The organism is Bellilinea sp. (assembly GCF_053501535.1).
Map to the genome: position 1 here is coordinate 1 of NZ_JBRCOK010000073.1, position 12,064 is coordinate 12,064.

Annotated in this window: 11 protein-coding genes; 2 read left to right on the top strand and 9 right to left on the bottom strand. The window is 60.7% G+C overall.

What is annotated here, in order from left to right:
- The first annotated feature begins 745 nt into the window (after nt 1-745).
- Together ACWIZX_RS07880 and ACWIZX_RS07885 are read left to right on the top strand one after the other, a co-directional pair.
- Nucleotides 746-1,402, top strand: a complete 657-nt coding sequence (locus tag ACWIZX_RS07880; protein WP_448335376.1) for a hypothetical protein — start codon at nt 746-748, stop codon at nt 1,400-1,402.
- A 128-nt stretch (nt 1,403-1,530) separates the two neighbouring features.
- Nucleotides 1,531-1,800, top strand: a complete 270-nt coding sequence (locus tag ACWIZX_RS07885) for a hypothetical protein (RefSeq protein WP_448335377.1) — start codon at nt 1,531-1,533, stop codon at nt 1,798-1,800.
- 698 nt (nt 1,801-2,498) lie between these two features.
- Here the strand turns inward: ACWIZX_RS07885 and pheA are convergent.
- From pheA to ilvC, 9 genes are read right to left on the bottom strand one after another with little or no spacing between them, the layout of a single operon-like run.
- A complete protein-coding gene (pheA, locus tag ACWIZX_RS07890) occupies nt 2,499-3,323 on the bottom strand; it encodes a prephenate dehydratase (protein WP_448335378.1) in 825 nt (274 codons plus the stop codon).
- A complete protein-coding gene (locus ACWIZX_RS07895) occupies nt 3,320-4,243 on the bottom strand; it encodes a branched-chain amino acid transaminase (RefSeq protein ID WP_448335379.1) in 924 nt (307 codons plus the stop codon). The genes pheA and ACWIZX_RS07895 overlap by 4 nt, the downstream gene beginning before the upstream one ends.
- A 24-nt stretch (nt 4,244-4,267) precedes the next feature.
- Nucleotides 4,268-5,344: a 3-isopropylmalate dehydrogenase gene (gene leuB, locus ACWIZX_RS07900; RefSeq protein ID WP_448335380.1), complete on the bottom strand. Its 1,077-nt coding sequence runs from the start codon at nt 5,342-5,344 to the stop codon at nt 4,268-4,270.
- 16 nt (nt 5,345-5,360) lie between these two features.
- Nucleotides 5,361-6,947 carry a citramalate synthase gene (gene cimA / locus ACWIZX_RS07905; RefSeq protein WP_448335381.1) on the bottom strand — a complete coding sequence of 529 codons (1,587 nt, stop codon included), beginning with the start codon at nt 6,945-6,947 and terminating at the stop codon, nt 5,361-5,363.
- Nucleotides 6,948-6,970: 23 nt separating this feature from the next.
- Nucleotides 6,971-7,561, bottom strand: coding sequence for a 3-isopropylmalate dehydratase small subunit (gene leuD, locus ACWIZX_RS07910; protein WP_448335382.1), 591 nt, complete (start codon nt 7,559-7,561; stop codon nt 6,971-6,973).
- 12 nt (nt 7,562-7,573) lie between these two features.
- Nucleotides 7,574-9,004 carry a 3-isopropylmalate dehydratase large subunit gene (gene leuC / locus ACWIZX_RS07915; RefSeq protein ID WP_448335383.1) on the bottom strand — a complete coding sequence of 477 codons (1,431 nt, stop codon included), beginning with the start codon at nt 9,002-9,004 and terminating at the stop codon, nt 7,574-7,576.
- The gene (locus ACWIZX_RS07920; RefSeq protein ID WP_322794469.1) at nt 8,979-9,188 is read right to left on the bottom strand and encodes a hypothetical protein; all 210 of its coding nucleotides are present in this window, start codon (nt 9,186-9,188) and stop codon (nt 8,979-8,981) included. Before ACWIZX_RS07920 ends, leuC begins: the two co-directional genes overlap by 26 nt.
- 44 nt (nt 9,189-9,232) lie before the next feature.
- Nucleotides 9,233-10,855, bottom strand: a complete 1,623-nt coding sequence (locus ACWIZX_RS07925; RefSeq protein ID WP_448335384.1) for a 2-isopropylmalate synthase — start codon at nt 10,853-10,855, stop codon at nt 9,233-9,235.
- Nucleotides 10,856-10,882: 27 nt separating this feature from the next.
- Complete coding sequence (gene ilvC, locus ACWIZX_RS07930) at nt 10,883-11,941, bottom strand: ketol-acid reductoisomerase (protein ID WP_448335385.1); 1,059 nt, start codon at nt 11,939-11,941, stop codon at nt 10,883-10,885.
- Nucleotides 11,942-12,064 lie beyond the last annotated feature (123 nt).

A 12,064-nucleotide genomic window follows, 5' to 3' on the forward strand; every position in this document is an offset into this window, starting at 1 on the left:
CGTTAGCACTGGTGAGTGTCACTTCGTTCGGAGTGACATGATTGGATTAATGCCCTTTTGGGCGAGTGCAACAGGCGCGGCAATTTCCGGCCGTGGAGGGAGACTCCTCACTTCGTTCGGAGTGACAGGATTGGTTTACGTCACTGCGAGCGAGCGCAGCGGGCGCGGCAATCTTCCGCCCAAGAGGGAGAATCCTCACTTCGTTCGGAGTGACAGGACAGGTTTACGTCACTGCGAGCGAGTGTAGCAGGCGAGGCAATTTCCCGCCGTGAGGGGAGACTCCCGTTAGCACTGGTGAGTGTCACTTCGTTCGGAGTGACATGATTGGATTAATGCCCTTTTGGGCGAGTGCAGCGGGCACGGTAATTTCCCGCAGCAGGGGACCGAAAATCTCAAACTGGAAGCGAAAAGGGTATATCCCGAATTGTTGCTAAATTCATCCACGCCGGTGAGGGGGCAAAACCTTTTGCCTTATGCCGGCAAGCAGTAATCTATATCGGAGGTGATTTGTGGAAATTTTGCTGGCTCTATTTGTCCTTTTGATCGGGTTTGCGTTGTACGGCCTGAAAGTCCTTTGGGAGAAGATCGTCGAATGGCTGAAAGGCAAACCCCCCTCCGACGAGGGGTAAGGCGCGGGCGGCAGCCGGAATGGATGACCCCGCCCTGATGTTCAATATCCGGCGTTAGGAACGAACAGGAAAGGTTGTCATGCAATCAGAATCTGCCTGGAAAAGGGAATTTGAAGATGAAAACTCTGCTGGGAAATTTCAAGTACAGCGGTGTCCCGCTACACTTTGATACCGAGCGCATCCGCAGAACGGGGAACATGGTGTTTGTCGGCAGTCATTACCGGGCAAACGCCTTTTTAAGTTTCCTGAATGACATAAAAAAAGGCGAGGCACAAATTCACCTGCACTGCCTGCTTGAAAAGTCGCCGTTTTCCTGGCTGCAGGAGACGCCTGCCTTTTGCTGCGCAAGCCGAACGCTGGAGGAATTGCAGGCTGCCCTTCCTGAAACACCCCGAAGCAGGTATTTTCCGACCAGTCCCACTGACACGGACGACCGTATCACCATCCCCTATATCCTTGTCATGGACGACCTTGTAGTTGTGCATAACAACAGGCTATTTAACAGGGTTGTGGGTGGGTTGCATGCTTCAATTCTGATGAGATGCAACAATTTTGTCCTGCTGGGTGTGGTTTCCCCGCTGGAGATGACTTTCTTTGACACAGACAGGTACAACACCTTCTTCTTTGCCCCCTTTGAGGAAGACAGTTTTTTATGTCACTTTGTGAAATTTGGAGCAATCTTACCTTCCATGCTTGCCGATAATGAACTGCTGGTTTACATAAACGGTCAGTGGGATGTTCTTATCGTGGACAGCAGGTGGCTGCCCTCTTGACAGACCGTCAGGATCATCCATGCCCGCCGGGGCGTTCCTTCTCCGCCTCTTCTCAACCCTTTCCCGCAGTTTGGTGGAGAGGCGCAGCACATCCCTGTTCATCACCCATTCATCCGGGAGGAAGCGAAATGAACTCGTTTTTGTGGATTTTTGTACTTTTTATTGCATTGATCGCGGTTTCGATTGTTGTTAAAGTGGATGATATTGACCGTCCCGAGGCGCAGGGTGTCATCGCCCTGCTGGTGGCGGCCGCGCTTCTGGAAGGTTACCGCGTCCGCGGTGTATGGAAAAAGGAGCGTGAGAAAGAGAAACGAGAAAAGGAGCAGGAAATGACCTGCGCCGAATGTCCACTGCGCGAGCTGGCAATTGGCGCAAAGGATAGAAGGCGGCAAGGTTGATCCCCTCGCGGCGTCTTTTGAGCGGGCGCGGCAGTCTCCCGCCCTGGAGGGAGACTCCCGTTAGCACTGGTGAGTGTCACTTTGTTCGGAGTGACATTAAGTTGGGTTGGTGTCGCTGCGCGCGGAGCGGCCTTTGTCCTTTTGGTCAAGCACGGCGAGCGCGGCAATTTTCCGCAGGTGGGGGTGGAAATTTTTATCCTGTCATGATATAATGAGAATGCGTTTGGGGTGTAGTCGCCCTGAGCACGCCATGTGAAGACCGGGATGGTGGGCGCTCCAGCAAACGTATACCCGTCAAGAACTCCGGTGGTGCAAATTACGCGAAAAGCACGCTCGGCAACGAGAGATGCAGTCCTAGCGTAAGACTGCCCGGAGTTTTTTCGTTTAAGATTGCCTTCAATCCATGTGGGTGGGGGAATATCATTGGTTTACGTCACTGCGAGCGAGCGCGGCACTTTCCCGCCGTGAGGGGAGACTCCCGTTAGCACTGGTGAGTGTCACTTCGTTCGGAGTGACATGATTGGTTTACGTCACTGCGAGCGAGCGCAGCGAGCGCGGCAGTCTCCCTTCCTGGAGAGAGACTCCTCACTTCGTGCGGAGTGACATTCAATTGGGTTGCTGTCGCTGCGCGAGGAGTGACATCGTTCTATAAAGAGATGGATCGCCGGGACGCTGAGGGCTGGTGGGTTTTGCGCCCCTCAGCCGCGCTGGCGCGGGTAGGAGCCCAGCACGCGCAGAAAGGTGGCATACTCGCCCAGATTGCGCAGGGCGTTCTGCACCCGTTCTTCCGCCGTGGAACCGGCCAGGTCAATGTAGAAAAAATACTCCCACGGCTTGCCCACCAGCGGGCGCGATTCGATCTTGGTCAGGTCAATTTCGCGCAGGGCAAACACGCTCAGCGCCTTGAACAGCGCGCCCGGCTGATTTTTGAGGCTGAAGACAATCGAGGTCTTGGCGTCCGCGCCGGGCTGCACCGGCTGGCAGGCAATCAGCAAAAAACGGGTGAAGTTAAGCGGGTTGTCCTCCAGCCCCTCTACCAGCACCTGCATGCCGTACAGTTCGGCGGCGCGGCGCGAGGCAATTGCCGCCACACTGCGCTCGCCGCGCTGGCGCACCAGCTGCACCGCCCCGGCGGTATCGTGGACCGGCTCGCTCTTCAGCCCCATCCGGCGCAGGTTCTGGCTGCACTGCGCCAGCGCTTGCGGGTGGCTGATCACCCGCTGCACCTCCTCCAACCGCACACCGGGCAGGGCGATCAGGCAGTGGGCAATGCGCAGGTGATGCTCGCCAACCACATGCAGGTCGTGCTGCAGCAGCAGGTCGTAATTGCGGTGAATGCTGCCGGCCAGCGAATTTTCGATGGGGATGAAACCCAGCGCCGCCTGCCCGCTTTGCACTGCCTCAAACACCTGCTCGAAGCTTTCACACGGCAGGCTGACCGCTTCGTCACCCAACCGGTCAAAGATGGCCGCTTCCGAGTAGGCGCCGGGTTCACCCTGAAAGGCAACCCGTACCGCGCTCATGCGTTAACCGGCTCCAGCCAGTGCTGGTAACGCTCATCCTCACCGCGCACCACATTATGGAAGGCCTGCATTAACCGGTAGGTGAGCGGGCCGCGCCGCCCATTGCCGATGACGCGGTGGTCAATTTCGGTCACCGGGATGATTTCCGCCGCCGTGCCGCTCACAAAGCACTCATCGGCAATATACAGGTGATCGCGGCTGATCTGGGCTTCCTGCACTTCACAGCCCATATCGCGCGCCAGGGTGATGATGGCGTCGCGGGTGATGCCTTCCAGCACTGCCCAGGTGCCGGGCGTGTAAATTATCCCCCGCCGCACGATGAACAGGTTTTCGCCGGTGCATTCGGCCACATAGCCCTGCGGGTCGAGCATGATGGCTTCGTCAAAGCCCAGCCGCGCCGATTCGGTCTTGGCCAGCACGCTGTTGGCGTAATTACCGGTGATTTTGGCTTTGGTCATCATAATGTTGGGGTGCAGGCGGGTAAACGAGGAGATGTTCATGCGCGCGCCTTTCTCCAGCGCTTCCTCGCCGAGATACGCCCCCCAGTACCACGCCGCAATCCCGACCCGCGCCCAGCCGACATCCAGATTGAGGTTTTTGACCTGACTGTCGAAGAAAATCAACGGGCGGATGTAGCAGGAATCGAACCCGTTGGCGCGCACTACCTCCTTGCAGGCCTCGACGACCTGCTCCTCGCTGTAGGGCAGCGACTGAAAGCCGAGAATCTTTGCCGATTCAAACAGGCGCTGAATGTGCTCGCGCAGGCGGAAAATCGCCGGCCCGCGCGGTGTGGCGTAACAGCGGATGCCCTCAAACACGCCCAGCCCGTAATGCAGGGCGGAGGTCATAAACGGCACCATCGCCTGCTCATTTTTAACCAGTTGCCCGTCCAGCCATGTATAGCCCTCGTTTTCGGTCATGATGAATACTCCTTTGATGAAAAATTAAGATGGATGTTCAAATGAAAGCCGTTCCAAAACGGCCTCGGTCATCGCCTGGGTGGAGAGGCTGCCGCCCAAATCGCGGGTGCGGCAGCCCTCCTGCAGGGCGCGTTCCACCGCCTGTTCCACCGCACGCGCCGCTGATTCCTGTTTCAACCCGTAGCGCAGCAGCAGCGCCGCGCTGAGGATTGCCCCGAGCGGGTTGGCAATCCCCTGACCGGCAATATCCGGCGCCGAACCGTGAATCGGCTCGTACAGGCCGCCGCCGGCTGCGCCCAGCGAGGCGGAAGGCAGCAGGCCCATCGAGCCGGCCAGCACGGCGGCTTCATCCGTCAAAATATCGCCGAACATGTTTTCGGTGACGATGACATCGAAGGCGGCCGGGCTGGCAACCAGCCGCATGGCGGCCGTATCCACCAGCACATGCTCCACCTGCACCTGCGGGTAGCGTTGAGCAACCTGCTGGACGATCTGCCGCCACAGGCGCGAGGTTTCCAGCACATTGGCTTTATCTACCGAGGCCAGCCGTCCGCGCCGCGCGGCGGCCAGCTGAAAGGCCAGCTCCACCACCCGCTCGATTTCGTAATCCCAGTAAAACAGCGAATCCACCGCGCCGCGACGGCCGTTTTCCTCCAGACGGCGCTTGGGCTGACCAAAATACAGCCCGCCGGTCAACTCGCGCACCACCAGCAAGTCCACGCCGCGCAGTTTTTCGGGACGCAGCGGCGAGGCGTCTATCAGCGCCGGATAGACCCGTACCGGCCGCAGGTTGGCAAACACGCCCAGCCCCTTGCGCAGCGCCAGCAGGCCCTGTTCGGGGCGCACCGGCGCGGTTGGGTCGTCCCATTTGGGTCCGCCCACCGCCCCCAACAGCACCGCATCGGCCTGCTGACATTCCGCCAGGGTGGCATCGTCCAGCGCCGTGCCCAGTTGATCAATGGCACAGCCGCCGATCAGGTGTTCGGTGTAATTCAATGTCAATTTGTAATGGGCGGCGGCGGCATCCAGCACCTGGCGGGCGGCCTGGGTGACTTCGGGTCCAATCCCGTCGCCGGGTAAAACAACGATGTGAAACGGCATAAGGTGACTTTTCCTTTCAATGAGCTGCTTCGGGCTGGGGTTGGGCTTCGACCACCAGAACGCCGTACTCGATGGCATCGGTCAGCGCCAGCCAGGAGGCCTCGATGATGTTGGTGCTGGCGCCCACCGTTCCCCAGGCGCGGTGGCCGTTGCGGGTTTCGATCAGCACGCGGGTGGTGGCGCTGGTGCCGTTGTTGCCGTCCAGAATGCGCACCTTGTAATCCGAAAGGTGAAAGCGGGCAATTTGCGGGTAGTAAGGCAGTAACGCTTTACGCAGGGCGGCATCCAGTGCGGCAACCGGCCCGTTGCCCTCCGCTGCCGTGTGAATCACCTCCCCGCCGACCCGTACCTTGACGGTGGCTTCGGCAATCATGCCGCGCCCGGCGCGGTGTTCCACCGCGGCGGTAAAATCCACCAGTTCAAACGGCGGCTGATAATCGGCCTTCTGACGCAGCAGCATGAGCATGACCGAAGCGTCGGCGGCCTCGAAGGAGAAGCCTTTGGCTTCCAGGGCTTTCACCTGGCGCAGTGCCTGATGGAGGTTGATCTGATCATCCAGCTGAATGCCGTTTTCCTCCGCCTTGCTGATCAGGTTGCCCCGTCCGGAAAGTTCCGAAACCACCACCTGCGAGCGGTTGCCGACCAGCGCCGGGTCAATGTGCTGGTAGGAGCGCGGCGTGCGGCGCATGGCGGCCACATGAATGCCGCCCTTGTGGGCAAAGGCATCCCGCCCCACATACGCCAGATGTTCATCGGGCGCCAGGTTGGCAACTTCTGCCACATAGTGGGAAAGGTCGGTCAGCTGCGCCAGATGACCGGCCGGCAGGCAGGTATAGCCCATCTTCAATTCAAGGTCGGGGATGATCGAGCACAGGTTGGCGTTGCCGCAGCGTTCGCCGTAGCCGTTGATGGTGCCCTGCACCTGCACGCACCCTTCGCGCACGGCGGCGAGTGAATTGGCAACCGCGCACTCGCCGTCATTGTGGGTGTGAATGCCCAGTCTGGCGTGCGGGAAGCGCGTCCGCACCGCGCGGACGATCTCGCCGACCTCCCACGGCAGGCTGCCGCCGTTGGTATCGCACAGCACCACGGTTTCCGCTCCGCCGCGCAGGGCAGCCGCGAGGGTCTGCAGGGCGTATTCGGCATCTTCTTTGTAGCCGTCGAAAAAGTGCTCGGCATCGTAAATCACCCGCCGCCCCTGCGCGGTCAGGTAAGCCAGCGAATCTTCGATGATGCGCAGGTTGTTTTGCGGGGTGGTGCGCAGCACCTCATGCACATGCAGCAGCGAGGACTTGCCCACCACCGTGCAGACCGGCGCTTTCGAGTCCAGCAGGGCGCGGATGTTTTCATCCTCGGCGGGGGTTTTGTTGACCGCGCAGGTCGCCCCGAAGGCGGCAATCACGGCGTGTTTCCACTCCATCCCGGCGGCGCGGGCAAAAAATTCGGCGTCCTTGGGGTTTGAACCCGGCCAGCCGCCCTCGATGAAGGCCACACCGAGTTCATCCAGCCGCCGGGCAATCGCCAGTTTGTCATTCAGTGAAAGCGAGATGTCGGTACGCTGGGTACCATCGCGCAGGGTGGTATCGTAAATTTCGATTTTCATATTCTCACACTCCTGTGGAACCACTAAAATTGGCGCTGCGCTTCATAACGGGCAATTTCAGCCTCCAAACCGAGCAGATAGCCCAATTCGTCCACACCGTTCAGCAGGCAGGTTTTGCTGAACGGGTCAATCGGGAACGGCGCCGAAGTGCCGTCCGGCAGGATGACGCTCTGTTCGGGCAGATCAATCGTCAGGGTCAGGTGGGGGTCGCGGCTGAAGATGTCCATCAGGCGAGCGTGTACCTCCGGCGGCACTACCACCGGCAGCAAGCCGTTTTTGAGGGCATTGTTGCGGAAGATATCCGCGATGGTGGTGGAAATCACGGCGCGGATGCCCCAGCCGGTCAGCGCCCAGGCGGCATGTTCGCGCGAAGAGCCGCTGCCGAAGTTATCGCCGGCCAGCAAAATCTGCGCGCCCTGCACGTGGGGTTGATTGAGGACAAAATCGGGATTGGGGCCGCCGTCCGGCAGGTAGCGCCAGTCGGCAAACAGGCTGGCGCCCAGCCCGTTTTTGTCGGTGGTTTTCAAAAAACGCGCCGGGATGATCTGATCCGTATCCACATTGCTGACGGGCAAAACGACCACTTTGGAGGTCAAACGGCTAAATGGCTGCATGGCAACGGCTCCTCAGGAAAGATAGGGACGCGGATCGGTGATGACGCCGGTCAAAGCCGAGGCAGCCGCGGTGAGGGGACTGGCCAGGAAGGTGCGCCCGCCCTTGCCCTGCCGCCCTTCAAAGTTGCGGTTGCTGGTGCTGATGGCATACTGCCCGGGCTCGAGCTGGTCGCCGTTCATGGCAATGCACATCGAACAGCCTGGTTCGCGCCATTCGGCGCCGGCTTCCAGAAAGATACGGTGCAGGCCTTCGGCTTCAGCCTGTTTTTTGACCTGCTGCGAACCGGGCACCACCAGCACGCGCAGACCGGGCGCCACTTTACGCCCGCGCAGCAGAGCGGCGGCCTGGCGCAGGTCTGCCAGCCGCCCGTTGGTGCAGGAACCGATGAAAACGGCATCCAGTTTGTGACCGAGCAGCGGCGCGCCCGGCTGCAGCCCCATGTAAGCCAGCGATTTTTCCAGCGCAGCGCGTTGAGCGGAATCGCCGACCTCGTCGGGAGAAGGAATGCGCCCGCTGATGGGTATGCCCATGCCGGGGTTGGTACCGTAGGTGACCATCGGTTGCAAACGGCCGGCATCGAGGGTAATGGTGTGATCATAAGCGGCGCCCTCGTCACCGGGCAGGGTGCGCCAGCGGGCAACGGCGCGTTCCCACGCCTCACCCTGCGGGGCATAGGGACGTCCGGCAAGAAATTCAAAGGTGGTATCGTCCGGGGCGATCATGCCGGCGCGGGCTCCGGCCTCGATGGACATGTTGCAGACGGTCATGCGCTCTTCCATGCTCATGGCGCGGACGGCTTCGCCCATGTATTCAAACACATAACCGGTGCCGCCCGCCACGCCGATCTGGGCAATCAGCCCGAGGATGACATCCTTGGCGGTGACGCCGGGGTTTAAGCGTCCCTCAATGCGCACGGCGCAGGTTTTGGGTTTGCGCTGCAGCAGGCACTGGGTGGCGAGGACATGCTCCACTTCGCTGGTGCCAATCCCAAAGGCCAGGGCGCCAAACGCGCCGTGCGTTGCGGTGTGGCTGTCGCCGCACACAATCGTCATGCCCGGCTGAGTCAGGCCCAGTTCAGGGCCGATGACGTGCACAATGCCCTGATTGGGGCTGCCCAACCCCATCAGCGGGATGCCAAATTCACGGCAGTTTTCCTCCATCTGCAGAATCTGGCGGCGGCTGAGTTCATCGGCAAAGGCCAGGCGGCCGTCGCCGTTGCCGTTGGGTTTGGTGAGGGTGGGGATGCCGTGATCGAGTGTGCCGACCGTGCGTTCCGGGCGGCGCACGCGCAGGCCGCGCGCCCGCAGTCCGCTGAACGCCTGCGGGGAGGTTACCTCGTGCACCAGGTGCAGGTCAATATACAGAACGGCGGGCGAATCCGGCGGTTGAACGACGACGTGGCTGTCCCAGATTTTTTCAAACAACGTTTTTGGGCGGCTCATACGCATTCCCCGATTGGCGAAGATGTTGTTCGTAGGCGGTGCCGTTCATTTCGGCTGCCGGGGTGTGGGGGTGACTTTTCATCAGAAAATCGGTCATATCCCAGCCGGACGGGATGGTGTTGGGGCGCACAAAGGCTTGTGCCGGGTCGTTTTCATCGAAATAGGATGAGAAAATGGGGTTCATGGTTCGTTCTCCTCTCTGGCGAATGAATGACTTTGGAAAATTCCTCAACCAACCGGCTGAACCGCCGATTGTTCCACATTACCGTATTGACCGCTGGCGACCAGCAGTTTGTTGAGCGCAGCCAGATAAGCCTTGACACTGGCTACCACGATGTCGGTATCGGCGCCGTAACCGCCAAAGGTGCGCGGCACTTCGGCTTCGCGCTGCGGGCTGATTTGCAGCAGCCCGTCGCTGCCCTCGATGCGCACGGTCACTTCGCCCAGCGCGTCAATCCCTTCGGTTACGGCGTGGACGACAAATTCCTGCAACGTGTTGGGGGCTTTGACAATGGCATCAATGGCTTTGTAGGCGGCATCCACCGGGCCGGTGCCAACTGCCGCGCTGACGTGCAGCTGGCCGTCCGGGCCGCGCAGGCGCACGGTAGCGGTGGGCATGCCCATCGTCCCACAGGCGACCTGTAAGCCGTCCAGAGCGTAAAATTCGCGCGGCTGGTACAGTTCATCGGAAACCAGCGCTTCCAGGTCGGCATCGGTGATGGTCTTTTTGCGGTCGGCGAGATGCTTGAAGCGTTCAAACACCTGATCCATTTCGCCTTCATCCAGCGCGTAACCGAGCGCCGCCAGACGGGTGCGCAGGGCATGCCGCCCGGAGTGTTTGCCCAGCACCAGTTTGCTCTGCGTCGCGCCGACCGTTTCCGGGCGCATGATCTCATAAGTCAGGGAGTGCTTCAGCATGCCGTCCTGATGAATGCCGGCTTCGTGGGCGAAGGCGTTTGCCCCCACAATGGCTTTGTTGGGCTGTACCGGCATGCCGGTGTAGTTGCTGACCAGTTTACTGATGCGGCTGATCTGGGTGGTGTCAATGCCGGTGTGCAGGCCGTAGTACTGTGGGCGGGTGTGGAGCGCCATGACCACTTCTTCCAGCGCGGTGTTGCCGGCGCGTTCACCAATGCCGTTGATGGTGACCTCCGCCTGACGCGCCCCGGCGCGCAAGCCGGCCAGCGTGTTGGCCGTCGCCAGCCCCAGGTCGTTGTGGCAGTGGACCGAAACGATACAGTTTTCGATGCCGGGTGTGTTCTGGATGATTCCGGCAATCAGCGCGCCAAATTCATCCGGGGTGGTATAACCCACCGTATCCGGAATGTTCAGGGTGGTTGCCCCGGCGCGGATAGCAACGGCCAGCACCTCGTAGAGGAATTGCGGGTCGCTGCGCCCGGCATCCTCCGGGCTGAACTCGACATCCTCGCATAAACTGCGGGCATAGGCCACCATTTCGGCAACCCGTTCCAGCACCTGCTGGCGGGTCATGCGCAGTTTGTACTGCATGTGAATCTCGGAAGTGGCGAGAAAGGTGTGAATGCGCGGGCGGGCAGCCGGTTGAACGGCCTGCCAGGCCTTGTCAATGTCGCTTTTTGTGGCGCGCGCCAGCCCGCAGATGATCGGTACCCGCCCGCCGTCGGTGGAATTGCCCACCTCCACTGCAATGCGCCGCACGGCTTCCAGATCATCCGGCGAGGCGGCCGGAAAGCCGGCTTCAATCACATCCACGCCCAGACGCGCCAGCCCGCGCGCCACTTCCAGCTTTTCGGCGCTGGTCATGGTTGCGCCGGGCGACTGCTCGCCATCCCGCAGGGTGGTATCGAAAATTCTGACATACGAATCGCTCATCGCTTTCCTCCTGAACCGCTAAAGACCTCAGGCGTTTTTCTGCCAGTTTTCGGGGCGCAGGGAGCGCACCATGGCGCCGGCCTGCCACATCTCCGATTCACGCATCTGACGCAGCTCTTCCGACAATTTCTCCTGATAGTCCGGCTGGCTGTTGGCCTCCAGCACGCGGCGGGTTTCTTCCCCGCTGGCAACCGATTGATACAGGCGTTCAAAGACCGGCAGGGTGGCCTTGCGGAACTCGTGCCGCCAGTCCAGCGCGCCGCGTTGGGCGGTTGCCGAGCAGTTGGCGTACATCCAGTCCATGCCGTTTTGGGCAACCAGCCGAATGAGGCTTTGGGTCAGTTCCTCGACCGTTTCATTGAACGCTTCGGAGGGGGTATGCCCGTGGGCGCGCAGGGTCTGGTACTGGGCTTCCATGATGCCGGCCAGCGCGCCCATCAGCACGCCGCGTTCGCCGGTCAGGTCGGAATAGACCTCGTGTTCAAAAGTGGTTTCAAACAGATAGCCGGAGCCGATCGCAATGCCCAGCGCCAGGGTGCGCTCGCGCGCCCGGCCGGTGTAATCCTGCGCCACGGCAAAACTGGAATTAATGCCGCTGCCCGCCAGAAAATTGGCGCGCACGCTGGTGCCCGACCCCTTGGGGGCGACCATGACCACATCCACATAGGGGGGCGGCACCACGCCGGTCTGGTCTTTGTACACCACGGCAAACCCGTGGGAGAAGTACAGGGCATCGCCTTCTTTGAGGCACGGGCGGATGCGTTCCCAGGTCAGTTTTTGGGCGGCATCCGAAACCAGATATTGCACCACCGTGCCGCGGGCGGCTGCTTCTTCCATGGGGAAGAGCGTTTCACCGGCCACCCAGCCGTCGCGCTGGGCTTTATCCCACGACTTGCCGCCCGGGTTGACCCCGACGATCACTTTGATCCCGTTATCGCGCAGATTCAAAGCCTGCGCCGGGCCTTGCACGCCGTAACCCAGCACGGCGACGACTTCGTCCTTCAAGACTTCCTGCGCCCGGCTGAGTGGGAATTCATCGCGGGTGACCACTTCTTCTTCAACGCCTGCAAAGTTCATTCTTGCCATGTCCGTTTCTCCTCACATTTCAGTTTTCGGAAATTGTTTCGGGTTGGGGGTGCGTTTGGCCGTTGCCGTTGAGCGGCAGGTACAGCGGTGTGCTGCCGCGCTCCATGGCGACCACGCCGGTGC

Coding starts and splice junctions, on each gene's coding strand:
- ACWIZX_RS07880 (WP_448335376.1), top strand. CDS start 746: ATGAAAACTCTGCTGGGAAATTTCAAGTACAGCGGTGTCCCGCTACAC.
- ACWIZX_RS07885 (WP_448335377.1), top strand. CDS start 1,531: ATGAACTCGTTTTTGTGGATTTTTGTACTTTTTATTGCATTGATCGCG.
- pheA (WP_448335378.1), bottom strand. CDS start 3,323: ATGAGCGCGGTACGGGTTGCCTTTCAGGGTGAACCCGGCGCCTACTCG.
- ACWIZX_RS07895 (WP_448335379.1), bottom strand. CDS start 4,243: ATGACCGAAAACGAGGGCTATACATGGCTGGACGGGCAACTGGTTAAA.
- leuB (WP_448335380.1), bottom strand. CDS start 5,344: ATGCCGTTTCACATCGTTGTTTTACCCGGCGACGGGATTGGACCCGAA.
- cimA (WP_448335381.1), bottom strand. CDS start 6,947: ATGAAAATCGAAATTTACGATACCACCCTGCGCGATGGTACCCAGCGT.
- leuD (WP_448335382.1), bottom strand. CDS start 7,561: ATGCAGCCATTTAGCCGTTTGACCTCCAAAGTGGTCGTTTTGCCCGTC.
- leuC (WP_448335383.1), bottom strand. CDS start 9,004: ATGAGCCGCCCAAAAACGTTGTTTGAAAAAATCTGGGACAGCCACGTC.
- ACWIZX_RS07920 (WP_322794469.1), bottom strand. CDS start 9,188: ATGAACCCCATTTTCTCATCCTATTTCGATGAAAACGACCCGGCACAA.
- ACWIZX_RS07925 (WP_448335384.1), bottom strand. CDS start 10,855: ATGAGCGATTCGTATGTCAGAATTTTCGATACCACCCTGCGGGATGGC.
- ilvC (WP_448335385.1), bottom strand. CDS start 11,941: ATGGCAAGAATGAACTTTGCAGGCGTTGAAGAAGAAGTGGTCACCCGC.